This is a genomic window from Vibrio sp. qd031, assembly GCF_002100145.1.
Lineage (GTDB): Bacteria > Pseudomonadota > Gammaproteobacteria > Enterobacterales > Vibrionaceae > Vibrio.
Genome location: NZ_JXQD01000036.1, coordinates 96,307 through 122,897, shown reverse-complemented (window position 1 = coordinate 122,897; position 26,591 = coordinate 96,307). Strand labels below are relative to the sequence as shown.

Sequence of the window (26,591 nt, the reverse complement as noted above, 5' to 3'; positions counted from 1 at the left end):
CCCAACAACTTCTTATGCGTTTACTGGCGTAGATAATCTGGCATAAAGTCTCCATGGGCGGCGATTAGCTCATCCACCAACGACCAAATCTGATCGAGATCCAGCTCAGCGCCTGTATGAGGATCTAGCATGGCCGCATGATAAATGTGTTCACGATTTTGGGTCGCCATGGACTCGACGACCAATGCTTGAACATTCACGTTGGTGCGGATCAGCGCCGCTAAGTGCTCTGGTAATCGGCCGACCTTAACCGGTTGAATACCATTTGCATCGATCAAACAAGGGACCTCAACTGCGCAACCTTCTGGTAAATTATCGATAAGGCCATAGTTACCCACGTTGCCATAAATCACTGACGGCTCACCGGTCCAGATGGAGTTCAAGATCTTGCTCGCGTACTCATGGCTTTGTTTAACTTCGATAGTTGTCGCATCACGATACGCCTGCGCTTCATCTTTCCACGCCGCTATTTGCTCAACGCAGCGTATCGGGTATTCGTCCAAAGGAACGCTATATTTTTCAAGCAAGTCTTCACGTCCTTCCTTAATAAACCATGGGGTGTATTCCGCAAAGTGTTCGGAAGACTCGGTGACAAAATAGCCCAAACGCATCATCATTTCGTAGCGGACTTTGTTCTCACATCGAGGGTTATGAATGTTTGCTTTCGGCGCTTTACCAGAGGTGTAAGCCTCTTTTAAACGTGGGTAAAGATCAACGTATTCACCCTGTTCATTTTTACCTTCAAAGGTGAGCATAAAGGCAACGTGGTTGATGCCCGCAGCGGTGTAGCGAAGATCGTCTACGTTGATATCGAGATCGTGAGCCAGCTCAGCAGCAGTCCCTTGCACTGAGTGGCACAAACCAACGTATTTAATATCCGATGCCATACGCTGCATCGCCCAAGAAATCATCGCCATTGGGTTAACGTAATTGAGCATGGTCGCCTCGGGGCACTGCTCACGCATATCACTGGCAATGTCTAAGAAAACTGGGATTGTGCGCAATGCACGCATGATCCCACCCACACCTAAGGTATCTGCAATCGTTTGACGCAGGCCGTAAGCTTTCGGGATCTCAAAATCAGTTACCGTCGCCGGTTCATACCCACCCACCTGAAACATAGTGATCACAAAATCGGCTTCTTTTAACGCCAGTTTACGATCCGTCGTTTGCGTGATCCTAGGCTCCGCACCTAAGGTTTTTGCAAGCTTTGACACCACAAGACTCGACTCTTCAAGACGCGTCTCATCGATATCATGCAGCGAAATATGACAGCGTTTAAACGCTGGCAAGTAAAGCGTATCGCCAAGGATATTTTTTGCAAAAACTGTGCTTCCTGCACCGATGATACAGATTTTAGGTTGTTTCATAGCGATCATTTCCTTAGGTTATGCAGCGATTTCAAACGCCGCTTTCAACAATTTCTGGGTATAAGTATGTACGGACTGCTCAAGCACTTCCGAGGTAGGCCCTTGCTCTATTTCTTCACCGTGACGCATCACAAGTACACGGTGACACAGTGCTCTCACCACGCGTAAATCGTGAGAAATAAACAAGTAAGAAATGCCTCGTTTTTGCTGCAACTCTTTGAGCAGTTCGACGATTTTATTTTGAATTGTTAAGTCCAAAGCAGAGGTCGGCTCATCCAGTAGGATCACTTTAGGATCCAGTACCAATGCACGCGCAATCGCGATACGCTGACGCTGTCCACCAGAGAATTCGTGTGGGTAACGGTTGAGAATGTCTTTAGGTAGACCCGCATCTTCTAGAGCCTGTTCACACTTGGCACGGCGCTCATCAGCGTTAGCGCAAACCTTGTTAACAATCAGACCTTCAGCCAAAATTTGCTCCACACTTAAGCGGGGATTGAGCGACGCAAACGGGTCTTGAAAGACCACTTGCAGCTCTTGTCTGAGAGTGCGCAACTCATCCGCTTTCATGTTATCAATTCGGCGCCCTTCCCAAGTCACTTCCCCACTTGTCTTGCCTTCATTAAGCAGTTGGAAGACAGCCATCGCCAATGTGGTTTTACCTGAGCCACTCTCGCCTACAATACCCAGTGTTTCACCCCGTTTAAGCGAGATGGATATATCATCAACAGCCAGCAGAGACTTGGGCGGCTTGCGTGAAAAGAACGACTTCTTGCCAAGGCTAAATTCAACCCGCATTTTGTCTGCTCGCAGCACTTCTGGTGAGTCGATATCGAGTGGGGTATGTCGGCCCTTTGGCTCTGAGTTGATCAGCATCTGTGTATAAGGGTGCTGAGGTGCGTCAAAAATCTCAGTCGTCGTATTGTGCTCGACCACTTCACCTTGCTTCATGACATAAATGTAATCGGCAAACTGACGCACAATGGTTAGGTCGTGGGTAATCAACAGTACACTCATCTGCTTTTGCAGTTGAAGCTCTTTGATCAGCTGTAAGATCTTCGCTTGCACCGTCACATCCAGCGCTGTGGTTGGCTCATCGGCGATCAACAGCTCAGGATCATTAGCTAAAGCCATAGCGATCATTACACGCTGTCTCTGCCCCCCCGATAGCTGATGAGGGTATTGATCAAAGCGCTCCGCAGGCTGAGGGATTTGCACCAATTCAAATAGTTCAATGGTGCGCGCCTTTGCCTCGGCGCCCGACATTTTTTGATGCACTAAAATGGCTTCTGTGATCTGCTCACCCAAGGTGTACAAAGGATTGAGTGAGGTCATTGGCTCTTGGAAGATCATCGAGATTTCATTGCCGCGCAAGTTTCGAAGCTGTTTGGGTTTTAGCTTACTCACATCGCGCTGATTGAAGCGAACTTCGCTGCTATCACCAATAATGGCGTTTTCTGCAGTGAGCCCCATAAAGGTACGTGCCGAGACCGATTTACCGCTGCCACTTTCACCAACCAACGCCACCATCTGTCCTTGGCGGATCTGGTAATTAATGTTTCGTAGCGCGTCCACCTGGCCATCTAGGGTCGCAAAGCTGATATTGAGGTCTTTTACCTCTGCAATAACGTTCTGTTTCATGTTTGCTCCTAAGATGAATATGGGTCAACGGCGTCACGCAGGCCATCGCCTAATGCGTTAAAACCAAGTACCGCAATGAGAATGAAGCCAACCGGTGCCAACAACCAAGGGTACGAGCCTATGGTTTGATATTGACCGGCTGCATTAAGTAACGATCCCCAGCTGATCATTGGCGCCTTTATGCCTACCGATAGGAAACTAAAAAAGCTTTCGGTGAGCACAACCGTTGGGAACATCATGGTGGCGAGTACAACCACGTTACTGGTGATGTTTGGCAATATATGACGCATGACGATACGCATATCTTTAGCGCCTACCGATTTTGCCGAGCGAATGTAGTCGAGTCCGCGCAAAGACATCACCTGCCCCCGAACTTGGCGAGCAATGAAGGCCCATTGCAAGCACGACAAAATCACCACCAACATGACAAACACCATGGTGGAGTTAGCCGTGGCGGGCAGAACCGCAATCAGCGCGAGATAGAGTGGTACCGCGGGAAACGCGAGGGCGAGCTCAGCAATCCGCTGCGCAATCAAATCAAAGGTTCCCCCTAGATACCCCGATAGCATTCCTACTAACGTTCCGACAACCACCACCACAGAGACCACACAAAACGAGAACAACAAAGTGATTCGACTGCCATCGAGACAGCGCGACAATAAGTCTCGCCCTAAGTTGTCACTGCCAATTAAAAACAGTGGTGAACCGTCTTCCAAACCAACAAGGTGGCGTGAAGCACTGATACCAAAGAGTTCATACTCCCACCCTTTGCTAAAAAAGGTTAAATGAATACGTTGAGAACGGTCTTCCGTAATGACCGGTAAAAAGGTCACCGGATCCAACTCAGACGTTTTTCCATAAACAAAAGGACGTAGGTGGAAGCTGCCATCTTCATCAAACCAATAAAGGTTTGCTGGCGCATCGTAAATGTTTTCTCCGTAGCGTTTCAATGGATCGTTAGGTGACAAGAAGGGGGCAAATACAGCCGCCAACACCAACAACACAATCAGCACTAAACTGAACAGAGCGGTCTTATTTTTTGAAAATCGCAGCCAGACCAGACTGGAGTAGTTTTGAGAACTAGAATCAAGCGTTTGCATGAGTACTCCTAAGCAAGTCGAATGCGTGGATCTAATACAGCGAGAAGAATATCGGCAATCAAATTACCAATAACCAATAGCGCTGCGATAAGTAGCATGATGGTGCCGATGACATAGACGTCTTGTTCAGCCATAGCACTGATGATCAATGGACCGATAGTCGGGATACCCAAAACCATCGCAGCTTCCATTTCACCGGTGATCATGTACGGAAGGGCCACACCTTGATAAGACACTAAACTGTGCATCGCGTTAGGCACCGCGTGTTTATAAATGACGCGGTTTTCAGTTAGGCCTTTGGCTCGAGCAGTTTCGACATACTGAAGCTTCAACACATCCAGCAAGTTACCGCGCATAATACGAAGGTTAAAGGCCATACCACCGAAGGCTGCAATCAAAATAACGGGCCAAATATGAACAATGGTGTCCCAAAATTTTGCCCACGACATCGGCTCAAACATGTATTGCGGGGAGTTCATGGCACCAATGGAGCCTACATCCCAAACAAACACCATGAAGTAGACCAAAATGATCGCCATCACGAAGCGTGGTACGGTCATGGCAATAAATGAGAAGAGTGTCGCAACGCGATCGCCTACTTTGTTTTGACGGCGTGCGGCATAAATACCAGCAAGTACGCCTAGTAGGGTCGCACCAATATGACAAGATAGGGCAATGGCTAACGTGCGAGGCAAGCGATCACCGACCACTTCCATTACCGGTTTGTTGTAGGCAAATGAGTGACCAAAGTCGAAGTGAAATACAATATTACCAATCCATCGGCCATATTGAACAATGAGTGGGTCATTAAGACCAAAGCGTTCCCTCGCCTGCTCTGCGAGCAATTCCGCTTGAGCCGGTGATGCCCCGCCCATCGTCATGGCTTGGTTTTTTACCAAGTCGCCGTAATCGCCACTTGGCAGTTGAATGATGACAAAAGTCAGCACGCTCAGCACAAATAACAGGATCAGGGTGCCCAGCAAGCGCTTGCTTATAAAATCGAGCATGGAGTTCTCCAGGTAGGGGAGTATTACTCCCCTTGTAACAGGTGACTAGAAGTAAAATGAACAGAGGGTTGGCAGGCGCATAATGTGCCAACCCTCTGTGTGTTTTTACTTAGAGTGGGTTGGCAGAGTTTGTGGTTGAAGCTCTGCTATCTGATCTGATTTTGGCACCCATAGACGTTCACGCATTACCGCGTCTTCCGCCCATTGGTAAGCAAGGATTGGTGCGTTAGGCACGTTCTTCACTCGCTTATTCACCAACAGTGCACCAGGGTAAGAGACCAAGCCTACGTGGTAGACATTTTCGGTGAATAGAGTATTGAACTCTGCCATCAACGCCTTCTGTTTCGCGGTATCTTCTTCCGATGAGAACTCTAATGCTAACTCGGCAAGACGTTTTTCAAAGTCTTGAAGCTGCTGCGGATCAGAGTTGCTACCACGGTGCCATAGTGGACCGGTTTCTGCGACTGGAGCAATCCACTCAACGCGTTGGAACGGAATCGCGAGCTCTTTCTCACCACGGTGTGTACGCCAATCAAAGGCACCGCGATCGCGCTCTGCATCGTTTTGAACGTTATCAAGTGGACGTGGAATGATCTTAATGCCCACTTCACCCATCATCGAGTTAAGGTTCTCTGCGAGCGCGGCTTCTGAGCTTGTTGGACCAACCGTTAGCACAATTTCCAACTCTTCACCTTTCGCTGGACCTTCAGTAAAGTTTAAGATCCCATCACCATCGGTATCTTTTAAGCCAAGCTCTGCAAGGTATTGCTTAGCTAACTCTTGGTCATAGCCAAAGTAAACAACACTGTCGGCATCATAAAACGATGTTTCTGGATGGAAGCCACCCGCGTATTCGGCGGTAAATGGCCCTTTCACCAACGCTTGACCCAAAGTTTTACGATCGACCGCATGGCTGATCGCTTTACGGAATTTTAGATCTCGGTTAAGTAGACGAATACCCTCTTGACGAGCATCAGCCACTGACATGGTTGGGTTTTGGTTCATCTGGATCGCCCAACTCAAGTTACGCGGACCAAACATTGCGGTCGCTTTAGCATTATCACCGGCTAACTTACGCAAGGTTTCTAGATAAATAGGTGGGTTTTCCATGTTAGAGAAGTCTGCGGTACCCGCCAAAGTTTGAATGGTGCGACCTTCCCATGTACCTAAGTTGAAATGCATTTCATCCATGTAAGGTAACTGCTGACCCTTTTCGTCCACTTTCCAAAAATACGGATTACGACGTAAAACAATGATTTGGTCTGTCTTCACATCGGTTGGTACCCAAGGCCCCATTGTCACGGCTGGTAGCTCATCCGCCGGCAACGCATTGGTGAAGTCGTCGAATGTTTTGCCTTCTGTGTATTTAGGATGGTGCGCTTTGAGTACGTGCGCAGGCCCAGGGCAGAAGGTTAAGAATGACATGCTGTACAACGCTTGATTTTGGCTTGGTTTATCGAAGTGCCAACGAATTGTGTACTCATCAACGACTTCCAGCTTAGCACCAGAGCCAATAGCGTCTGCCGAACTGAATGACGGAATACGCTCTTCAAGAACAGTATCTTCCCAGTAAAAACGCACATCTTCAGAGGTAAACAGTTTGCCATCGGACCAACGTGCACCTTCAAGCAGGTTCATGGTCAATGACATTTTATCGTCGGACCACTGCCAGTCAGTTGCTAGGTTTGGCAGCACTTGTAGAGCCTCACCTTTGAGCTGGTACATAGGTCCGGTGCTGGTCAAACACTGTTGGACAGTGTAGTTAATGCCACCCCATCCTTGAGTTTGTGCTGCTGCCCAGTTCCAACCTTGTGGTCGACCACCAATAGAGTGACGGAAAACGCCACCGTATTCACCCACACCATCAGGCATAGATTCGGTCATCATCACGATAGGCTCTTTAGGCAAACGGTCCTTAACTGGCGGTAACAAACCGGCGTTTACAAATTTTTCAGTGACCCATGCAGGCTCAGAATAACTCTCCAGAGCTTTCACTTGCATCAGTTCATCAGGCATAAACTGCTTAATTTCCAAACGATTTGGAATTTGTGCTGGCTCTGGAAGCGAGGAGGCTCCATTAGGCAAGGCTTGCGCGACTGAGATGCTCAGTAGCGACGGAAGTATGGCAATTTTTAATAGGGTTGTAGGTTTCATTAGCGTCACGTCCATAGTGTTTTTTAATAATGGTGTTGCTATTTTCCCCTCATCGATAACGATAAGTGTAAACGTTACCAGTGAAGTCATTTAAACCATAAGAGAGTCGTCAAACCCTGTAAACCGTTTGCCTCCTGCCGCTCACGCAATATAACTTTTCAGGAATTTTTGTAAGTAAAAGTTTACGATGAGTGTGACATCCCCCCATTCCTTGCTTTGGCTAAGTCTCATACAATGTTCCTGAAACGTTAGGAGGCCACATGACCTTTAGAATGACCCTGCAAGACCCAAACCTTATCCCCAAGACCAGTAAATACGTGGGTAATGGGCTTGATAAGATTATAAAAGAGCCCCTAAATGCCAGTGAGCTACTGGTTGAGTTTCGTGCACCTTTGGTCATGAAGGAGTATCACTGGCACGAGCACATTGAGATAAATGTGATACATAACGGCCAGTTAACCTATGAACTTTCAGGACATGAAATCAAGTTTGAACAGGGCAGCATCGTCGCGTTTTGGGCCACTGTCCCCCATCGCGTTACCGCCGTAAGTGACGACGCGTTTATGACCATATTGTCCGTCCCGGTACACATTTTGTTTAACTGGCGACTGCACAATAACCTGGGAGCTCGACTACTTAATGGTGATATTGCACGCGCAATGAGCACGGACCTGATCCATATCTCAGAGTGCCGCCGCTGGCACAAATATTACGCCCATGAATCATCGGTGATGCAGGACATCACTAGTGAAGAGGTAGGGTTATTTTTACGACGACTTTCGTACAACGCAGAGTTAATTGTGAGCGCGCATTTTGAAGTTGGCAGACCCGATAAGAACATTAGTGCCAGTACTGCCAAGCATGTTCATCAAATGATCAGCTATATTTCCGCCAACTTTCAAAACCCAATCACTGTCGATGATGTGGCAACTGCGGTGAAGCTTAACCCCAAGTACGCAATGAATATTTTTCATAATATGCTGGATATGACGATCAAAAAATACATCACCAATATGCGTATACATCGGGCTCGGGTGCTGCTCACCGAATCTACGATGTCGGTGAGCCAAATCAGTCAAGAAGCAGGGTTTCGATCAGCGAGTGCGTTTTATTCTACTTTCCAATCCTCGGTGGGTTTGAAGCCGCTGGAGTATCGAAAAAATAACGCCTAACAAAAACGCAGTGGACAGAGAGCACTCCGAACACTGCGTTTAGTTGTATTTATAGAGTGTGGCCATCTTTTAAGAGAGTCCAACTCTATTGTTGATAAAGCACCATCAATACTGGCTATATACGCTCATGTTGCCGTCCTTATCGAAGGCAATCACATCAAAGTCTTTATACTCCTCACCCGGCTTTGCCATTCCAGGAGAGTGCTGCGGCATACCCGGCGCCGACAATCCAGACAGTGTTTGTGGACGCTCTTTTAATACTCGCGCAATGTCCGACTCAGGCACGTGCCCTTCAAACATGTAGCCATCGATCACCGCGGTATGACAGGAGACCAATTGATTTGGCATGCCGAAGTCGCTTTTAACCTCATTCCAATTATTTTGGTGATGAACATGAACGGTATAACCTTTCTCTTCCATGATATTGGCCCACTCTGTGCAACATCCGCAACTGGGGGACTTATACAACTCGACAGTTGTGTTGGCGACGGCGTTGGTTGCCATGATCATTGTGCATAAATAAATAGCGCGTTTAATCGTTTTCATTTTTCATCCTTTAGCAGAGTCTTGTCTGCCATTCCATAGTAAGCTATTGAATTTTATTTGTATTTGGGGGAATGGAAACGTGATGGGTGGCTTTAATATGCCTTGCAACCGACTAATTTTATGACCGATCATCACAGGATGCAGTAGGGCCAATGTTGCGCTATGCACTTGAAGCTGAGCAATCGAAGGAAAAACGAAGGAAGTGTTAAAGCAAGTACTGGGACAGCACAGCTCTGTATTGACTGTTGGACAGTGTTTTTCGTCAATAGACGAACTGGAGTCACTGGCATACTCTCCACCCGCTGCTAGGTGGCAGCGGCCTTCGACACTGTGTTGTTCGTGTGTTAAATGGATAGCACTGTCATTTACGCCAATGGTGGTACTGACAGGGGAGCTCATCGCCATACTGGATAGTAGCATGGCTAGAATACTGACGAATACAAGCAGTGTCTGACTGACTGAGTTTCCCATCACTATCCCAAAGCATTAAAAGCAGTGCTCATAGCTTACACAAAAAACGGCCCTAATTCATTAGGACCGTTTCACACTATTTGCTGCTATTTAATGCTCAGCATAATTGTAAGTGGTTACCACCACGCTTCAAATTGCACACCAAAGGTCCATGAGTCAATCGCGGTGTTCTCTTCAGACGAGTGCTTACCAAAACTCACTTCTTGCCAGTTAGTCTCCGCTTCGGCATAGGTCGCGTAGAAGCGAATATGCGGCACTGTCCCAAGTTGGAACTTCTGTGCCAGCGTCGCTTTCCAAGATGAGTTACTGTCGTCATAGCGCTCGCTGTTGACCAATTGGTAACCTAACTCGACTTCCGTTTGCATGTATTGGTTCCAAGAGTATTTAGGACGGATACCTACGGCAAACCAGTCTTTTCCATCATCATTGGCGTCATCCATACTGATGTTTTCGTACGCCAATGAATACTGACAGCCCCACGACTCGTTGATGGTACAGAAACCGTGGTTCATGATGCGGTAACTCGTGCCCGGAGTAGTTAGGTTCAATAGCTCACCTTCGCCATCATGCCAACCACCAACACCAATACCACCATTCATTTGCACCGTGAAGATATTGTATGCACCGGCAATGTTAGACTTATGGTTTACAGTAAACATGTACCCGTCACGATCATAGTTGCCTTCACCGACGTGCTCTTTAATGTCAGTATCGTCAACCACGACGGCATAGTTCACCCCAAGAGTTAAATTGCCGTTTAAAAAGTCGATCCCATGAACTCTAAACTCGGGCATCATTACTGCAGAGCGGCGAGTTTTGCTATCGTCTTGATAATCGGTGTACGCGACATTGTTGTACACCGTAGCAAAGTCGATCAGCACGTCACCAGCTTCGATGTCGCGTAAACCAAACCCACGACCACTATTATCCCAATATTTAAAATCCAACATGTCATCGGCAATATTTCGGGTGTAGCGCTGGCCGGCCCATAAACTGGTTTTCTCACCGCCCAGTATTCCGTACATTTGCCCCCAAGCCTGCATTATACTGAATGAGTTTGAACGTGTTTCTGGGTTATGCCATGTACCCATCATAAATCCAATCTCAGCGCGCTCAGTGCCCTCTTCATATAAGTCATGACGGACGCCCAGCTCAGTCCAATCGTCTTCATTACCTAAGCGGTATTTATTGGGTGCGCCCTCTGCTCTGATATAGCCAGGGTGACCATTACCTTTCGGACTATCGGGGGAAACATGGAGCCCTGCTCGGGCGTATCCAAAAAAATCTGTAGATGCGTGTGCTGAAAAAGTGCTGCCAATTGCTAAGGCTAATGCTGCTATGTTTATATTTTTAATTGTCATTATTTTTCCAATAATTATAGGTACAGAAATACTTACACCTTGATGGAAATTCAAGATGAAAACTGCTTTTTGTAGTAACTAAAATAAATCTAAATATCTTGGGGTTGTTTAATTTTCTATATACACCTCCTTATTTAACCACCAGTAATACAACCCTCACAATTACATTACTGATGGCTGGATTAACGTAACTAAATAATAAATGTTGATATTGAATTATTAGGCAACGATATATTGACTGCTTTTCCGTCCACCATTAATGTCATCTCAGCAATATGCCCTTCATTTTGAGCGACGATGACAATCTCACCATTGGGGTTTTTGTAGGCGACTGCAGAAACTGACTTAGCATTGGTTCTGGTTCCGGTACCACTGATCTCGACAGGCTTAGCCGTCGTTGTGGTTAAAACTCTTTTAGCACCTGTTTGGATATACTTAGAGAAGTGACCGATGTAGTAATAGGAGATGTTGTAGATCAGTTGCTGCTTTTTTCGATCATACATAATTGGTGCTTCACAGAAGTTACTGACGTGATTCGGCCCACCTTCTTCATTTAAGAACAAGTTCCAATCGATCCAGCCTCTCGACCAGTTATTGAAGTCGCCAATGATGTTGCGGCCATAATGCTCACCGTTTTCCCAAACAGGATCATTGCCATAAATCCCATACTCTACGCAGCCTTCGGTAAATAAAATGTGCTTCTCAGGGAATAGGTCGTGCAGTTTGCCCAATAACTCAAAGTCTTCACTGACATACCAATGATTACCCACCCCCCAAATGTATTTAGCCGCTTCGGGGTCAGAGTAAGCAGGGATAGCGCGCTCTAGGATAAGGTCTCGGTTGTGATCCCAAATCACGATGTTTTTATCCGCTTGATTGTTGATTTCAAGCGTTGGGCCTAAGTAGTCGCGAACAAAGTTTTTTTCTTCATTGGCGCTGTATTGGCATGAATCCCATGTTTGTGTGGCTGCGGGCTCGTTTTGTACGCTTACTCCCCATAAATTTATACCGCGATCTTGCATGCCATGAATAAATTTGGAGAAGTAGTTCGCCCAGGCTTGATGGTATTCAGGTAGGAGTTTTCCACCGTAGTTCATTTCATTGTTGTCTTTCATGAAAGCCGGGGGAGACCAAGGTGATGCGAGCAGAGTAAGTTCTTCACCGGCTATCTCTTGTGCCTCTTTGATCATTGGGATGATCAACTCATCGTCATGTGACATATCAAAAGTGTCGAGTGCTGCATCACCCTCTTCGATATAGGTGTAATTACCCAGTCCAAAGTCACAAGAATGAATGCTCAAGCGGCCAAGATTGTAGCCCAACCCTTCTGATTTAGAAAAATACGCGGTTAACGCTTCTCGGCGAATCGCTTCTGGCGCCTCAGATAGCGTTACCGCTGCAGCTTCAGTAAATGAACCACCGAATCCCATATGTTCTTGAAACTCTTTTGAAGAGTCTACTGCAATCAAATTTTGCGGCTTGAACTCAACTTCATTGAGATCTTTGAATATGACATCTGGCTGCGGAGTCCAAAACTCTTTACTCGCTTTTTTAGTTCTTACCAACTTAGCTTTCATCTTTCCACCTTAATAAACCTTGAACGTACTGACTCGAATATATAACGATGAAGATCGTTATTCTTCTATTACCCTACAACTTAATGATATATAAATAATTCAGTGATAATAAACACTGAGTTAATCAATGGCGTATTTTATTTGCTAACTCTAAAAGATCAGGGTAATTAGCTAGCATATGATTTTAAACACCAAAAAAAATGCTCAAAACAATATACAGCCAAGTGGTTACTTGGTTAAAAAGGGCCACCAGTGAGGATTTACACTGGTGGCATGGCAAATGGCCAATAATGTGAATATGTTGATGCTTGAGTTAGTACGACTCCTCGTCAAGCGGGTGAAGCACAGGGGGTTATTGAGACCAGCAACATCACTACTTATTGCTGGTCTTGTTGGTTAAACAAACAGATGGCAACGCGTAAAGTGATTAGGAGCCACTTCTACGGCATCTGGTAAATATTCGCTGCACTGTGCTTTCGCTTGTGGGCAGCGAGCCGCGTACGGGCAACCTTTTCTCTCGGGCGACCACATCGGTGTTTCCATCGAACGATGCGTGGGTAGCTTTTCGTGAATGCTGCGGCTTGGATCCGGAACGGCCGCCAGCAGCAATTGCGTGTAAGGGTGTTGCGGGTTTTGGGTGATCTCTTCAGTGGTTCCCCACTCCACCATATGCCCGCAATACAGCACGACGGTGTCTTCTGCGAAGTAACGAGCTGTGGCAATATCATGCGTGATATACATGAATGCCTTGCCCATCTCCTTCTTCATTTTGTTCATCAAGTTAAGCACGCCAATGCGAATAGAAACATCCAACATTGAGGTGGGTTCATCGGCCAAAATCACTTTTGCGCCAATGGCCAATGTTTTAGCAAGAAAGACACGCTGCCTTTGTCCGCCAGACAGTTGGTGAGGGAATTTACCTAGCACCTCTTTGGCAGGTGTAAGGCCGACCTCCGTGAGGATCTCAACCATTTTTTCGTCGGCTTCTGGTCCAGGCTTTAATCCATGATAAATCTGCAGCGGTCTCATCAAATGGTAACGGATCGTATGCAGTGGGTTTAATGAGCTGAACGGGTCTTGAAACACCATTTGAACGTCACGGCGATAGTCTGCAAGCTCTTCACCACCATCTATTTCATCAATGTTTTTACCACGGTAATAGATCGCGCCTTCTGTCGCTTTGTGAATTTTGGTCGCAATTTTTGCGCTGGTGCTTTTTCCACATCCAGATTCACCCACGACCGCTAAGCAGCGTCCTTCGCGCAGTTCAAAATCGAGGCCATTAACCGCTCGTAAGTATTGCTTAGGACCAAACCAGGAATCGCGTTTTTTTGAGAAATCGATGGTCAGGTTTTTCGCTTCTAAAACAACGGGATGCTGTTTATCAAAATCTTTTTCAGGAGTTGCTACAGACATTATACAGCCTCCAAAGTGGACGATGGTATTGACTCAATTGGCATTGGATCGTGACAAGCAACCCAGCGGTTGTCTCCCGCACCAACTAACTTAGGCTCTGTTTGGCGACACACTTGGGTCGCTTTGAAACAGCGCGGAGCAAATCGACAGCCCTGTGGAACGTTACTTAGATCCAATGGTGTGCCCGGTATGCCCTTCATCTCTTGAAGTTCGCCGTGCAGCGTCGGGAACGAGTCCCCTAAACCGTGCGCATAAGGGTGTTTAGGCTTACTCAAAATCTCTTTCGCTGGTGCCAACTCAACAAGTTGGCCCGAGTACATGATGCCGATTCGGTCACATAACTCGACCATCAAGCTTAAGTCGTGGGTAATGAACAGGATAGAGAACCCAAACTCTTCTTTAAGCTGATACACCTTTTGCAGAATTTCACGTTGAACCACAACGTCTAACGCCGTTGTTGGCTCATCCATGATCAATAACTTAGGTTTTAGCGCTAGCGCTAGTGCAATCACCACACGTTGGCGCATCCCACCCGAGAATTGGTGCGGATAGTCAAACAAACGCTCAGTAGGAATATCCACAATTCTCAGTAACTCTTTGGCTTTCTCTATCGATTCTTCTCGACTATTGACCACATTGTGAGCTTCAAAAATATCTCTAAACTGGTACTCAATCGTTTTCACGGGGTTAAGGCAGTTCATTGCACTTTGAAAAACCATCGAGGTATCTTTCCAGCGAAAGCTTCTTAGCTCTTCATCGTTCATGCCCAGCACGTCTTGACCTTCAAACAAGATCTCGCCGTCAGATATCATTGCTGGTGGACGGTGCAATCGCATCAGCGAGTAAGCTATGGTCGATTTACCACAGCCCGATTCGCCGGCTAAACCAAGGATTTCGCGCTCGCCAATGTGAAAGCTCACATCATTTACCGCGCGAACTCGGCCATCAAAGGTAATGTAGTCCACACACAGGTTTTTAACTTCGACTAGTTTTTTCATTACGCCTGCTCCGCGGTCTTAAGTTGTTCTTTTGCTGCTTGTTTAGCGGCTTTTTTCTCTTCTCGACGGAATCGAGCCATGATGCGCTGCGCTTTGAGTTTCGGGTTGGAAATCTCGTCAATCGAGAAGTTAATCAATGCTAAACCAATCGCAACCAGAGTCAGTGCCACACTTGGCGCTAGAATTTCCCACCATGCACCAATACGAATCGCAGAGGTTTGGCTCGCGTTGTATAACATGCCGCCCCAAGTCACACTGAGTGGGTCACCTAGACCGATGAACTCAAGAGTTGCTTGCGTCATCACGGCGTAGATAACGGTACCGATAAAGCTAGAAGCTAAAATCGACAGCATGTTTGGCATCACTTCAGCAAACAGCATGCGTTTTTTGGTTTCGCCCATCACTTCTGCCGCGTGAACAAAGTCTCTGTTGCGAATCGCCAATGTCTGCGAACGCAGTACCCTTGCGCCCCAAGGCCAAGAGGTAAGTCCAATGATCACGGCGATGACCGTCGGCGAAACCTGATTCAAGAATGCCGCGAGTACCAGCATCAAAGGCAAGCTTGGGATGACCATTACAATGTTGGTGATCAACGATAGGATGTTATCGACAATGCCACCAAAGTAACCGGCGGTAATGCCAACAATCATTGCCATAAGAATAACAAATGTACCGGCAATCAGCCCCACCATTAACGAAATACGACCTCCGTACAACACTTGTGCCCATACGTCTCGTCCCATACGTGTAGTCCCCATAATGTGGTCAGCACTTGGCGGCTGATGAGGACGACCTACACGGGCCGATGCTACATACTCGGTCAGTAGGGGTGCAAATGTGCACATCAATACCACGGTAAACACCAAGGCGATTCCGATGAATGCTTTTGGGTTATCCAGGAAAAACTGTTTTGCTATTTTTAGAAACTTCATTGTGTGTTTCTCCCAATTATTGTTCTAGTTCTGTACGAAGACGTGGGTCGAGGACAAACAGCAGACAGTCGGCAATAAAGTTAGCGCCAAGCACCATCGCTGTCATAATCAATAGGTATCCCTGCACAAGCGGGTAGTCACGAGCCAAAATGGCTTGATAAGTAATCTGTCCCAATCCTGGGTAGTTAAAAATGATTTCGATGATCAATGAGCCACCGAATATTCCACCAATAGACATCGCAAAGGTTGTGATCATCGGCAGTACAGCATTTCGCGCGCCATACTGAAGCATCACTTTGTCGTCTTTAACGCCTTTGGCCCAGCCCATTACGATGAAGTCTTCACCCAGCTGATTGATCATGTTAGAGCGCATTCCCATAACGTTACCCATGCCCAAGGCGACCATACAGGTCAGCGGCAAGGCGATATGGTGCATAACGCTACCGATAAACTCGAAGCTCAATGCTGGATCAAGTTGCGGATCGTAGGCATAGCCTGTTGGGAACCACTGTAAGTTTGATGCAAAAAGGAAATACATAGCTAACGCCATCACAACCGATGGTGTCGATGAAATAATGACCGAGCCTACCGTGATGACCGAGTCTGCCCACGTGCCACGTTTCCAAGCCACGTAAATGCCTAGTAGTGTGGTAATGGTGTACGACACGATAAGATAGACACCCACCAGTAGTAGAGTCCACAGCATGCCGCGACCTAGCACGTCAAATACGGGAGCAAAGAAACGTGTCGACATGCCCCATTCACCAGAGAATATTGCCCCAATGTAGGTAATAAACTGATTAAATAATGGAACATTGGTCGAGTAGCCATATAGAGCTTCCAACGAAGCGATCATTTCAGGGCTAACATTGCCACCGTTTTGCGCTAAGCGAGCCAAAAACGACTGTATCGGGTCACCCGGCATCATACGAGGCAGAAAGAAGTTAATCGTCACTGCCGCCATAAATGCGAGCATGTAGAAGCCAAAACGGCTCAGTATGTATTTCATAGATTGAATCCCTAAGATAAAGAGACCACCACAGATAGTGGTCTCTTAAACTGCATGGAGAACGGATTATTAGCTTCTTGGCTTGATATAGCGCACGTGCAGCAGTTTGTTTTCACTAAAGGTTGCAGGGTGTGCAACTGGATTATCGGCATTAAAGAAGCCCGTAAATCGGCTGTCGTTGTACGAGTACCACACCGCATTGAGATACAGAGGAATTTGCACAACGTTCTCGGCATAGTGTCGCTCGATTTCGCCAACGATCTCTTTTTGCTTGTCGCTGTCTAAGGTTTTGCTTAAGACCGCAATCGCTTCATCGATGTCCTGGTTGGCGTAGTTATGCATTGCCGTCGACCACCAGTTACCCGTTTTCGCGTAGCGAGAGTGCATGGTGTAGTCGTAAAACTTCCATACCGATGAGGCTGAGCTACCAGCGCCAATGTTGGCGTCAAAGTTGCCACCGTTCCAGTTTTTAGAGTAAGCAGAGGTTTCAGGGGTAATAAGATTGGCTTTAATACCTGCCTCGCGAAGGCCTTCAACCGCAATCGTCGCGTTGTTAACCATTGCGCCCCAACCACTTGGTACCTGGATCATAAACTCAAGCTTGCTGCCGTCTTTATTTTCAATGTACCCATCGCCAGTGACATCTTTGTATCCAGCATCAGCCAAAATCTGCTTGGCTTTGCTCATGTCAAACTGATTGAACTCAGCCCATGTTTTTTCAGCTGCGTCGTCTTTCCATGAGGACAACGATCCAGACAGGTTGGTTGCAGAGTTGCCCAGCTTAACGTAGCCATAGGCTCCAAGGTCACGCATCGCTTCTCGGTCCATCGCAAGACTTGCGGCCTTACGAAACTCAACATCACTGAACGCTTTTTTTGCGCCTTCGTTTTCTGTGTCGTAGTTGAAGGTTAAGCGCACGCCATCACCCGATGGGAACCAGTATTTGTTGCCGTCGGCAGAGTTCACGTAGAGGCGATCAATATCGGGTACAAAGATGTTGTGCCAATCGGTAGAACCTTTAGACATCATTTCTAATGCCGCGTCAGACGAAGAAAACTGTGGGAACTCCAAGCATCGAACTTCAATGTCGTCATTCCAGTAGTTCTCATTCACACACTGGGTATACACTTGAGGGGTAAAACGCTCTATTTCAGTAAACGGTCCCGTACCCACTGGGTTTTGAACTATCTCTCGCGTTGGATCTTCAACCGAAGACCAAATGTGCTGAGGGATGATGGTGGTCTTTAACACATTAAGGTGTACAAACGCATTTTGCTCAGCAAGGTGGAACTTGATGGTGTTTTCGTCGACTTTTTCGACACTGCTTACCGCAGTGTTAACCCCAGACAAATCAATAGATGGATTCTGCTTGGTGTACTCAAACGTAAACAAAATATCTTCAACGGTGAAGTCTTCGCCGTCAGACCATTTCACGCCTTCGCGAATATCTACGGTCAGCGTTTTAAGATCTTCGCTGATTTCATAACTGGTAGCCAGCCAAGGGTGCTCTTTTTGAGAATCTAACTGATTGAACAAAAACAGCGGCTCGTAAGCATAGCCAGTAGACGCTAGGCCGCCCAGCCAAGGGTTGAAGTTGCGCGTCCATGCCGTCGATTGCTCATCAAGTATGCGTAAGTTAGGGGTACTGTTGTCCGCAGCAAATGTACTTGATACCAGTCCGCCCGCCACCAGTGCAATAAGAGTCTTTTTCATCATTTGTCCTTTTGATTCAATATTTTTATTATTAAGTTGTAGGGTGAACACGGTACCGACTGATCAGTTGGTGCTTTCCTGCACTCAGCTTTGTCAGCAGATACGGTACGTGTGTTCTAGGGGAAACGACGTTCGTATGTATACGATATCCATCGCGAGATTCTTTTTCATAGCCATCGAGGCTAATGATTTGTGAGGTACCGTTGGCGCCTCGAATTTCTATATTGGCCTGAATGCCCTGTCGTTGGATTAAGGTTTCTTTAGGCTGATACCAGTTGCTCACAGCAAAGCCAGACTCAACAATCCATGCATCCTGAGGAAGCTCAATAGTGTGAGTGCGAATGGACTCGCCATTATCCAGCACGTCAATCACAGTAGTGATATTCAAGGTGCCTGTAGTCCATTCAATGCTCATCCGGTTTTGTGTCTCGTCAACAACGACGTGGTGATTATTCATGCGCATTTGCCAATTCACACCTTCATCGAAGCTTATTGCCAAAATGTTATCGCCAAATAACAGCTGATGGCTGTCTTTCAATGAGTCGAAATCTGCACCAAAGCAGGTGGAGTAGGCAAATTTGTTGTACTTATCGACCTGGAACTGCTGTTCGATGGTGCCAGAAAAATGTGCAATGCTGTGTCCACCAACGCGCTGAATAATGGTGTTCGCCGCTGGCATGGCATACACTTTTTTGCTCAGTGCCAACGGTTTTTCTTCAACCTGCCAAAATGGGTGTGAGTCTTCTAAGGCAAGAGGTAAAAATGCTTTAAATGCCCAATACGGGGACGTCGGTGAGTTGTACCCTTCACAGACTGTCAGAGTCGGGTAATCGTACCCCCGGGTTAACAGCCCTTCGGCAGTGAAAATAGGCTTGTCTTTCCATTGACGAAGATGACGTGCCCAAAGCCCTTTAATGGTTCCTAGCTCCATCGCCGACAAATCTGAAATTGCGGCACTTGCCCAAAAGCCTGCAGTCGCAAAGCGATAGGTAAGCGATCGCCCTTGAGCCATGCATTCGCCTGATTCGGCGAACCAATATGAAAACGGTTCACAAAACTCGTTCGCTCGCTCAATGAACAAATGTTTGAGTTCATTGTCGGCATCTTCAATCAAACTTGCATAGATTAAACTGTAATAATGGATTGCAAATCCACCATAGTGATCGATGTTTTTACCCGCACCATCGCCATACCAACCATCACCAAGGTAAAAACTTTTCAGTGTCTTTAGGTAACTGGCTTCTTTGTTAATATCAACTAGATCGCTGCGACCGACTTTTCTAAGCCCTGCTTGAACCAAAATGGTAAAAAATAGCCAGTTATTTTGCGGCATTTGCGCCTGTTGAATTTGAGCCAACCACTGCGCGAAATTCTCTTTAGTTTGAGGATCCAGTGGTGCCCAACCGTGCTCAGGTAACACCGCTAGCAACAAGCCAAATGCGGCTTTCTCAACGCTGGTTTGATTGATGGTATCCATCACTCCCCAGTAATTTGGGTGATTTGGATCCGTGCCTTGTGAAATAGCAGCATGAAAAAGATCCCAGTGTTCAAACTCCCCGCCACCTTTTACTAATGGAATGATTCCCCAAAGCAGACGAGCAACCCCTTCGAGTGCACTGGCACTCATGTCAAAGATTGCACCACCTTGATCAAAGTCCATTTTTGCACCTTGTGATGCCAAGTACGGACGAACAGGCTCAAATAGATCTAGGACCAATTGTTGATAGTCTTGCTTAGTGACCATCGGGTTTTCAGAAAACGGCTTATAGAATGGCATGAGAACGACCTACTTTTTCCAGAAGAAATTGGTATGCCCTTGGGCACGCATTACGGCTTCAAAATAGTAATAGTCGCCATACGGCAACATGCCATCGGAATAAAACTTGGTTTCAGCGCTATTGGTTCTGCGTACGTGTGACGCCCCACCCGATAACAACCCCTGAGCATGTTCAAACTTGGTCAGATCATGATTCTCATGCAGAGCCAGTAGCATTTTCTCTGCGAGTGCTTGATATTTTTCAGCTTGCTGCCCGTTGTCCGCCTTTTTATAGACATCGGCAAGCATAAATAGCCCAGATGCAGTAACGGCACCCGCGGATGTATCTTTAAACGGTGTTTCACCTTCAGGCAGTAGGTAATCCCAAACAGGAACGTAGTCATCGGTAATATGCTCTACAACCCAATCCATCAATTTTGCACTGATGTCGGCATAACGCAGATCACCCGTGGTCTCTGCCAATTGTGCGTAACCATGAATTGCCCATGCTTGACCACGACTCCAGCAAGACTCATCGGCATAACCTTGCATGGTTTTTCCGCCAACCGGTTGGTTAGTACGTGGGTCAAAGTCAAACGAGTGATAAGTACTAAAGTCATCACGGATCAGGTATTTCAGTGACGTTTCTGCTTGTTGCATGGCTACTTGTTTGAAGCTTTCTATACAAGTCTCTTGATAAGCCCACAGTAGAAGTCCTAGATTTTGCATACAATCAATGATGATTTTGCCTTGCACAACTTCCGCATGTCCCGGGTTGCCTGCCTCTGCATTCCACGCAGGAAGATACTCGCCATTCCAGTTAAAACGGTTTCTTAGAGCTTCGGCAGCGCGTAATCCACGTTGGCGCGCCTCTTTGCATCCAGTGAGCTTGTAATCGGCTACAGCGGTAAGGCTGAACAGAAAGCCCATATCATGATCAATCCAAGTGGGTGTGCCTAACACACGCTCAAAGTGCTCATTTCGCATACGAGCGCTGTTCTTAAACTTCTCTTCTCCAGTCAGGCTATACGCCAGCCAGAGCTGCCCTGTCCAGAATGAGTCTGTCCAGTAGTAAACATTTGGGTAACGCCAATTGAAATCAGGGGCGCCATAACCGATTTCTGGGTTACGTGTGCCGACTCTTGGAATATTTCTCTCAAGGGAATGCAGAATATTGCTCTGCATTTTTTCGAATTTGGTCTGGTTATCCATATTTCACTCTCTAAATCTTTGTCGTTGTCGACTAACTGGAAATGATTATGCACGACGAGAAAAATCTCGACCGTGAACAAGATCTAATTTTGAGACATTTAATCCCATTCGTGAAATATTTCACAAATAGACCCATTCTGTGAAATTTACCTTTTAACTCAGAGAAAAATTATCTATAGTAATAACCGTAAAGAGTCGAATTAGATTGATAGTGATTTCAAGTAGAAATTAAGGATTACACTTTGAATGTTATGAAAAAAGTCACGATTTCAGATCTCTCTGAAATGACCGGGATCTCAAGAAGCACCGTATCTCGAGTCCTGAATAACAATCCAAATGTGCATACGGATATAAAGCGTCAGGTTGAAGAAGCCATTGAGAAAAGTGGTTACCAACGCAAAGCTGCAAAGCTAAAGCTGACTGCGCCAGTCACGTCAGTGAACATCGCGACCACGGTGCCTGTAGGTTCACCCGATCAGTTCTACACCATCATGATGAACGAGTTCCAAACGCAACTTAGAGATATGGGTATCGAACCAAAACTCACGCTCATCAACGGCAAAATAGACCAGCAGCTGATACTGAAAAAACTCGAAAGTGCGGAATCTGTACTGATGCTAGGGCCCGAATTACCAGAAGTTGCTCATAAGCTCGCTGATCAAGAAAAACCCATTGTATTGGTCAATGGCTACGACGATAAAATGCGTCTTTCTAGTGTCTCATTAGACTATGAACTTGGTGGGGAGTTAGCGGCAAAACATCTTATTGAGTATGGACATAAAAAGCTCGCCATGCTCACAGCGCAAACCCGTCCATCCATTCGAAAGCGCACCTATGGATTTGAACGTAAAGCTAAAGAGTTAGGCGCTGAGTCAGTGCAAATCATCGATATCATCGATATGTGCAATAAGCTTGATCACAAAGAGTTAGCTCAGAAAATAATGGTCGGTAAAGCCGGCGCTGACTTTGGTGCCAGTCTGATCCTTCCAGAGTTACTGGATTCGGGAATGCTTGATGACGCCACGGCCATTTTCTGTCTGTGTGACAGAACGGCCATTACCCTGATTGAAGAGCTAGACAATCGCGGAATCAACGTTCCAGACGACGTGTCAGTCATCGGCTTTGATAACTTGTCCATTAGTTCTATGGTCACGCCAACACTCAGTTCAATCGGTGGTGAAATTTCATACATGGTGAAGTCAACCATCGATGCACTATTCCACGAATTCAACAACACCAGTGATATTGCTACTCGAATCAACATAGGTGTGCAGTTATACAGTCGAGACTCCGTTAAGAAGCTCGAATAGACAACAAACGAATTACCTATCTAAAAAAAATTACCCTACGTATTCGACCATTTCGGTCGAGTACAAGAATTTTGCACCCAAAATTTACATTTTGGACGCTTTAAGCATCTTAATAAGGAACTCACAATGATTTTAGAACAGTTCGATTTATCTGGAAAAGTGGCCATCGTAACTGGCTGTAATACGGGACTTGGTCAGGGAATGGCATTAGGGCTTGCACAAGCTGGCTGTCACATCGTAGGTATTAATTTTGCCGATCCTGCCGACACTAAGCACCAAGTTGAAGCGTTAGGTCGCCGGTTTTTAGATATCAGAGCAGACTTAATGAAAACCGAATGCATTCCATCGGTAATAGATCAAGCCGTTACAGAGTTTGGTCGTATCGATGTACTGGTCAACAATGCTGGCATTATCCGCCGCAACGACGCCATTGAGTTTACCGAGCAAGATTGGGATGACGTTATGGATCTCAACATTAAATCGACTTTCTTCATGTCACAGACGGTTGCCAAGCAATTTATTGCTCAAAACAGTGGTGGCAAGATCATCAACATCGCGTCAATGCTCTCATTCCAAGGGGGTATTCGCGTACCGTCCTACACAGCGTCTAAAAGCGCTGTACAAGGTGTCACTCGTGCCATGGCCAATGAGTGGGCGAAACACAATATCAATGTCAATGCGATCGCTCCGGGCTACATGGCGACGGACAATACCGCAGCACTTCGTGCAGATGAGAAGCGAAATCAAGACATACTCGCGCGTATTCCGGCTGAGCGCTGGGGCAAACCTGAAGATGTTGCTGGCCCATGTGTATTCTTAGCGTCGAGTGCGGCTGATTATGTAAATGGCTACACCATCGCCGTTGATGGTGGCTGGTTAGCTCGCTAAAGCACCGAAATAATCTATTTAACTTTGGAGTAATACAATGAAAATCGCTTTAATGATGGAAAACAGTCAAGCGGGCAAAAATGCTACTGTGGTCAATGAACTCAATGCTGTCGCTGACCAACTAGGCCACCCTGTATTTAACGTAGGTATGCACGATGACAATGATCATCACCTGACCTATATCCACCTAGGCATTATGGCTAGCATCTTACTCAACACTAAAGCTGTAGACTTTGTCTTTACAGGTTGTGGTACAGGCCAAGGTGCTATGATGTCGCTAAACCTGCACCCAGGTGTAGTTTGTGGCTACTGTCTTGATCCGTCCGATGCGTTTTTGTTTAACCAAATCAATAACGGTAATGCCCTGTCTCTTGCCTTTGCTAAAGGGTACGGTTGGGGTGCTGAATTGAATGTCCGTTACATGTTTGAAAAAGCCTTGCTAACCGGTGAGCGCGGCTTAGGTTACCCACGTGAGCGTGCAGAGCCGCAGCAACAAAATGCCAAGTTACTGAACGATGTAAAAGCAGCCGTGACAAAAGATAGCTACCTAGATTCACTAAAAGCTATCGATCAATCATTGGTTGCTCAGGCAGTATCAGGAAAACACTTCCAAGAGTGTTTCTTTGAACATTGCCAGGATAAAGACGTTGCAGACTACGTTCGTACTCTTATAAGCGCATAAAGGCGAGAGCACCTTGTTGTCTAGTCTGGGCTATGACTTGATGCTAGGGCATTTGCTGCTTAGTCATGTATTCTAGACACACTATAGATTAGGGCAGTCACCGTGGGGCTGCCTTTTTGATCCTAGCTTTTACCTTAACCCCGCACAACTAAATTAAGTTCGATTTAATCGAGCAGCTATCAACTAGCCACGCAAAACAGTGCGCTGCTTTACTGGAAACTACGCCAAAATCGTTGGTTTTTTGCGCCAATGTCTGGAAATAGCGGCATGACTTGTGGCTAATAGTATTGCTCAGAAACACTATCGAAAGTGGTGAGTTTGCAAAGTTGAGGTTAAAAAAACGAGCTCTGCCTTTAAGTTGGCAGAGCTCGTACTGTATTGGGATGTCAGATGTTACTGTTCGATGTACTCAGCAATAGTAAGCACCCAGTTTAATTACTCCACGGTTACCGCTTTCGCAAGGTTACGAGGCTGATCCACGTCAGTACCTTTAATAAGAGCAACATGGTAGGCCAAAAGCTGCATAGGCACGGTGTAGTAGATAGGAGCAACGACTTCATCAACGTGTGGAAGCTTGATGATCTTCATGTTTTCGTCTTCTTCAAATCCAGCGGATTCGTCTGCAAACACATACAGTTGACCACCACGAGCACGCACTTCTTCAACGTTTGATTTTAGTTTCTCAAGCAATTCGTTACTTGGTGCAACCACTACAACAGGCATATCGGCATCAATCAGAGCCAGTGGGCCGTGCTTTAGCTCGCCAGCGGCGTAAGCTTCAGCGTGAATGTAAGAAATTTCTTTTAGCTTAAGTGATGCTTCCATTGCGATTGGGTAAAACTCACCACGACCCAAGAACAACGTATGGTGTTTATCCGCAAAGTCCGGTGCCAGAGCTTCAATAGCTTTGTCATAAGAGAGCGCGTATTCGATATGCGCAGGTAGCTCATGCAGTGACTTCACAATCTCAGCTTCACGTTTTTCATCAACGCGACCTTGAAGGCGGCCAATAGAGACAACCATCATCAGCATAGCAGCAAGTTGAGTGGTGAACGCTTTGGTCGAAGCCACACCAATCTCGGTGCCTGCGCGTGTCATGAAAGCAAAGTCTGATTCGCGAACCAATGACGAGCCAGCAACGTTACAAATGGTCATTGCTGACATGTAGCCTTTTTCTTTAGCAAGACGCAGTGCAGCTAATGTATCAGCGGTTTCGCCCGACTGAGAAAGTGTCACTAGCAAGCTATTTGGACGTACCACAAAATCGCGGTAACGGAATTCAGAGGCGATCTCAACATCACAGCTCACTCCCGCAATTGACTCAAACCAGTAGCGAGCAGCCATACCAGAGTTGTATGACGTACCACATGCGATGATTTGTACATGCTCTACTTTACTAAGAATCTCTTCAGCGCGAACACCAATAGCATTGGTGATCACAGACTTTTCAGAGATGCGGCCTTCCATTGTGCTAATAAGTGCAGCGGGTTGTTCAAAGATCTCTTTTTGCATGAAGTGGCGGTACTTGCCTTTATCGCCGGCATCGTGCTCGACCGTCGACTCAATGATTTCACGTTCAACACTTTCACCCAGTGCATTAAACACCGTCACATCACGGCGAGTCACTTCGGCAACATCACCCTCTTCTAGGTACATGAAGCGGCGCGTAACGCTAAGTAGCGCAAGCTGATCAGAAGCAAGGAAGTTTTCACCGACGCCAAAGCCGATAACAATCGGACTACCAGAGCGCGCAACAACAATGCGTGACGGGTCACGACGATCAACAGCTACCGTACCGTAAGCACCATCAAGCTGCTTAGCGGTTTTTTGCAGCGCTTCGAGCAATGTTTCTGAGGTGCGAAGCTCCCACTCCACCATGTGAGCGATGACTTCAGTATCGGTTTGAGAGGTGAATACGTAACCGCGGCTTTGCAGCAATTCACGCAACTCTTCATGGTTTTCGATGATGCCATTGTGCACAACAGCAATGTCACCAGACATATGTGGGTGAGCGTTGACTTCACTTGGCTCACCATGGGTTGCCCAGCGAGTGTGTGCAATACCAGTACCGCCCACAACTTTGGCTTCGTTTACCGCATCAGCAAGCTCTTGCACTTTACCAAGGCGACGCACCCGAGTTAGATTCGACTCAGCGTCAACGACGGCAACACCGGCAGAGTCGTAGCCACGGTATTCTAGGCGGCGTAAGCCTTCGACTAAAATCTCTGCTACATCACGTTGTGCTACTGCACCTACTATTCCACACATGTTTTTAC

Annotated in this window: 21 protein-coding genes; 4 read left to right on the top strand and 17 right to left on the bottom strand. The window is 46.6% G+C overall.

The window, feature by feature from the left end; all coding sequences use genetic code 11:
• Positions 1–20: 20 nt before the first annotated feature.
• The 5 genes from ST37_RS18885 to ST37_RS18865 all read right to left on the bottom strand — a co-directional run bounded on the left by ST37_RS18885 (position 21) and on the right by ST37_RS18865 (position 7,272).
• Entirely contained in the window at positions 21–1,370 is a 1,350-nt protein-coding gene (locus ST37_RS18885) for an alpha-glucosidase/alpha-galactosidase (RefSeq protein WP_084889097.1), read from the bottom strand.
• A gap of 18 nt (positions 1,371–1,388) precedes the next feature.
• Entirely contained in the window at positions 1,389–3,011 is a 1,623-nt protein-coding gene (locus ST37_RS18880) for an ABC transporter ATP-binding protein (protein WP_084889096.1), read from the bottom strand.
• A gap of 8 nt (positions 3,012–3,019) precedes the next feature.
• The gene (locus ST37_RS18875; protein WP_084889095.1) at positions 3,020–4,111 is read right to left on the bottom strand and encodes an ABC transporter permease; all 1,092 of its coding nucleotides are present in this window, start codon (positions 4,109–4,111) and stop codon (positions 3,020–3,022) included.
• Positions 4,112–4,119: 8 nt separating this feature from the next.
• Complete coding sequence (locus ST37_RS18870; protein WP_084889094.1) at positions 4,120–5,118, bottom strand: ABC transporter permease; 999 nt, start codon at positions 5,116–5,118, stop codon at positions 4,120–4,122.
• 105 nt (positions 5,119–5,223) lie between these two features.
• Positions 5,224–7,272 carry an ABC transporter substrate-binding protein gene (locus ST37_RS18865; RefSeq protein ID WP_084889093.1) on the bottom strand — a complete coding sequence of 683 codons (2,049 nt, stop codon included), beginning with the start codon at positions 7,270–7,272 and terminating at the stop codon, positions 5,224–5,226.
• A gap of 260 nt (positions 7,273–7,532) precedes the next feature.
• Between ST37_RS18865 and ST37_RS18860 the strand changes: the two genes are divergently transcribed.
• The gene (locus ST37_RS18860) at positions 7,533–8,444 is read left to right on the top strand and encodes a helix-turn-helix domain-containing protein (RefSeq protein ID WP_084889092.1); all 912 of its coding nucleotides are present in this window, start codon (positions 7,533–7,535) and stop codon (positions 8,442–8,444) included.
• Between the two features lie 105 nt (positions 8,445–8,549).
• Here the strand turns inward: ST37_RS18860 and ST37_RS18855 are convergent, their stop codons facing one another.
• The 11 genes from ST37_RS18855 to ST37_RS18805 all read right to left on the bottom strand — a co-directional run bounded on the left by ST37_RS18855 (position 8,550) and on the right by ST37_RS18805 (position 21,435).
• Positions 8,550–8,990 (bottom strand): DUF411 domain-containing protein, encoded by a 441-nt coding sequence (locus tag ST37_RS18855; RefSeq protein ID WP_084889091.1) that lies wholly within the window; start codon positions 8,988–8,990, stop codon positions 8,550–8,552.
• A gap of 3 nt (positions 8,991–8,993) precedes the next feature.
• Entirely contained in the window at positions 8,994–9,461 is a 468-nt protein-coding gene (locus ST37_RS18850; protein WP_084889090.1) for a hypothetical protein, read from the bottom strand.
• Positions 9,462–9,577: 116 nt separating this feature from the next.
• Complete coding sequence (locus tag ST37_RS18845; RefSeq protein WP_084889089.1) at positions 9,578–10,822, bottom strand: carbohydrate porin; 1,245 nt, start codon at positions 10,820–10,822, stop codon at positions 9,578–9,580.
• A gap of 191 nt (positions 10,823–11,013) precedes the next feature.
• The gene (locus tag ST37_RS18840) at positions 11,014–12,399 is read right to left on the bottom strand and encodes a glycoside hydrolase family 30 protein (RefSeq protein ID WP_084889088.1); all 1,386 of its coding nucleotides are present in this window, start codon (positions 12,397–12,399) and stop codon (positions 11,014–11,016) included.
• A gap of 396 nt (positions 12,400–12,795) precedes the next feature.
• The gene (locus ST37_RS18835; protein WP_084889087.1) at positions 12,796–13,815 is read right to left on the bottom strand and encodes an ABC transporter ATP-binding protein; all 1,020 of its coding nucleotides are present in this window, start codon (positions 13,813–13,815) and stop codon (positions 12,796–12,798) included.
• Positions 13,815–14,813 (bottom strand): ABC transporter ATP-binding protein, encoded by a 999-nt coding sequence (locus tag ST37_RS18830; RefSeq protein WP_084889086.1) that lies wholly within the window; start codon positions 14,811–14,813, stop codon positions 13,815–13,817. Before ST37_RS18830 ends, ST37_RS18835 begins: the two co-directional genes overlap by 1 nt.
• A complete protein-coding gene (locus ST37_RS18825; protein ID WP_084889085.1) occupies positions 14,813–15,745 on the bottom strand; it encodes an ABC transporter permease in 933 nt (310 codons plus the stop codon). Before ST37_RS18825 ends, ST37_RS18830 begins: the two co-directional genes overlap by 1 nt.
• A gap of 16 nt (positions 15,746–15,761) precedes the next feature.
• Complete coding sequence (locus ST37_RS18820; RefSeq protein ID WP_084889084.1) at positions 15,762–16,754, bottom strand: ABC transporter permease; 993 nt, start codon at positions 16,752–16,754, stop codon at positions 15,762–15,764.
• Between the two features lie 69 nt (positions 16,755–16,823).
• Positions 16,824–18,467 (bottom strand): ABC transporter substrate-binding protein, encoded by a 1,644-nt coding sequence (locus tag ST37_RS18815; RefSeq protein ID WP_084889083.1) that lies wholly within the window; start codon positions 18,465–18,467, stop codon positions 16,824–16,826.
• Between the two features lie 31 nt (positions 18,468–18,498).
• A complete protein-coding gene (locus tag ST37_RS18810) occupies positions 18,499–20,244 on the bottom strand; it encodes a DUF2264 domain-containing protein (RefSeq protein WP_084889082.1) in 1,746 nt (581 codons plus the stop codon).
• A 9-nt stretch (positions 20,245–20,253) separates the two neighbouring features.
• Positions 20,254–21,435 (bottom strand): glycoside hydrolase family 88 protein, encoded by a 1,182-nt coding sequence (locus ST37_RS18805; protein ID WP_084889081.1) that lies wholly within the window; start codon positions 21,433–21,435, stop codon positions 20,254–20,256.
• Between the two features lie 251 nt (positions 21,436–21,686).
• On the opposite strand from ST37_RS18805, the gene ST37_RS18800 reads away from it, so the two are divergent.
• From ST37_RS18800 to ST37_RS18790, 3 genes are all read left to right on the top strand, one after another.
• Entirely contained in the window at positions 21,687–22,745 is a 1,059-nt protein-coding gene (locus ST37_RS18800) for a LacI family DNA-binding transcriptional regulator (protein ID WP_084889080.1), read from the top strand.
• 126 nt (positions 22,746–22,871) lie between these two features.
• Positions 22,872–23,633 (top strand): 2-dehydro-3-deoxy-D-gluconate 5-dehydrogenase KduD, encoded by a 762-nt coding sequence (gene kduD / locus ST37_RS18795; protein ID WP_084889079.1) that lies wholly within the window; start codon positions 22,872–22,874, stop codon positions 23,631–23,633.
• Between the two features lie 37 nt (positions 23,634–23,670).
• A complete protein-coding gene (locus ST37_RS18790) occupies positions 23,671–24,315 on the top strand; it encodes an RpiB/LacA/LacB family sugar-phosphate isomerase (RefSeq protein ID WP_084889078.1) in 645 nt (214 codons plus the stop codon).
• Between the two features lie 435 nt (positions 24,316–24,750).
• Here the strand turns inward: ST37_RS18790 and glmS are convergent, their stop codons facing one another.
• Positions 24,751–26,583, bottom strand: a complete 1,833-nt coding sequence (glmS, locus tag ST37_RS18785) for a glutamine--fructose-6-phosphate transaminase (isomerizing) (protein ID WP_084889077.1) — start codon at positions 26,581–26,583, stop codon at positions 24,751–24,753.
• Positions 26,584–26,591: the final 8 nt, after the last annotated feature.

Bases quoted from the DNA above. Each gene is read 5' to 3' on its own strand.
- ST37_RS18885 (WP_084889097.1), bottom strand. From the start codon at position 1,370: ATGAAACAACCTAAAATCTGTATCATCGGTGCAGGAAGCACAGTTTTT.
- ST37_RS18880 (WP_084889096.1), bottom strand. From the start codon at position 3,011: ATGAAACAGAACGTTATTGCAGAGGTAAAAGACCTCAATATCAGCTTT.
- ST37_RS18875 (WP_084889095.1), bottom strand. From the start codon at position 4,111: ATGCAAACGCTTGATTCTAGTTCTCAAAACTACTCCAGTCTGGTCTGG.
- ST37_RS18870 (WP_084889094.1), bottom strand. From the start codon at position 5,118: ATGCTCGATTTTATAAGCAAGCGCTTGCTGGGCACCCTGATCCTGTTA.
- ST37_RS18865 (WP_084889093.1), bottom strand. From the start codon at position 7,272: ATGAAACCTACAACCCTATTAAAAATTGCCATACTTCCGTCGCTACTG.
- ST37_RS18860 (WP_084889092.1), top strand. From the start codon at position 7,533: ATGACCTTTAGAATGACCCTGCAAGACCCAAACCTTATCCCCAAGACC.
- ST37_RS18855 (WP_084889091.1), bottom strand. From the start codon at position 8,990: ATGAAAACGATTAAACGCGCTATTTATTTATGCACAATGATCATGGCA.
- ST37_RS18850 (WP_084889090.1), bottom strand. From the start codon at position 9,461: ATGGGAAACTCAGTCAGTCAGACACTGCTTGTATTCGTCAGTATTCTA.
- ST37_RS18845 (WP_084889089.1), bottom strand. From the start codon at position 10,822: ATGACAATTAAAAATATAAACATAGCAGCATTAGCCTTAGCAATTGGC.
- ST37_RS18840 (WP_084889088.1), bottom strand. From the start codon at position 12,399: ATGAAAGCTAAGTTGGTAAGAACTAAAAAAGCGAGTAAAGAGTTTTGG.
- ST37_RS18835 (WP_084889087.1), bottom strand. From the start codon at position 13,815: ATGTCTGTAGCAACTCCTGAAAAAGATTTTGATAAACAGCATCCCGTT.
- ST37_RS18830 (WP_084889086.1), bottom strand. From the start codon at position 14,813: ATGAAAAAACTAGTCGAAGTTAAAAACCTGTGTGTGGACTACATTACC.
- ST37_RS18825 (WP_084889085.1), bottom strand. From the start codon at position 15,745: ATGAAGTTTCTAAAAATAGCAAAACAGTTTTTCCTGGATAACCCAAAA.
- ST37_RS18820 (WP_084889084.1), bottom strand. From the start codon at position 16,754: ATGAAATACATACTGAGCCGTTTTGGCTTCTACATGCTCGCATTTATG.
- ST37_RS18815 (WP_084889083.1), bottom strand. From the start codon at position 18,467: ATGAAAAAGACTCTTATTGCACTGGTGGCGGGCGGACTGGTATCAAGT.
- ST37_RS18810 (WP_084889082.1), bottom strand. From the start codon at position 20,244: ATGCCATTCTATAAGCCGTTTTCTGAAAACCCGATGGTCACTAAGCAA.
- ST37_RS18805 (WP_084889081.1), bottom strand. From the start codon at position 21,435: ATGGATAACCAGACCAAATTCGAAAAAATGCAGAGCAATATTCTGCAT.
- ST37_RS18800 (WP_084889080.1), top strand. From the start codon at position 21,687: ATGAAAAAAGTCACGATTTCAGATCTCTCTGAAATGACCGGGATCTCA.
- kduD (WP_084889079.1), top strand. From the start codon at position 22,872: ATGATTTTAGAACAGTTCGATTTATCTGGAAAAGTGGCCATCGTAACT.
- ST37_RS18790 (WP_084889078.1), top strand. From the start codon at position 23,671: ATGAAAATCGCTTTAATGATGGAAAACAGTCAAGCGGGCAAAAATGCT.
- glmS (WP_084889077.1), bottom strand. From the start codon at position 26,583: ATGTGTGGAATAGTAGGTGCAGTAGCACAACGTGATGTAGCAGAGATT.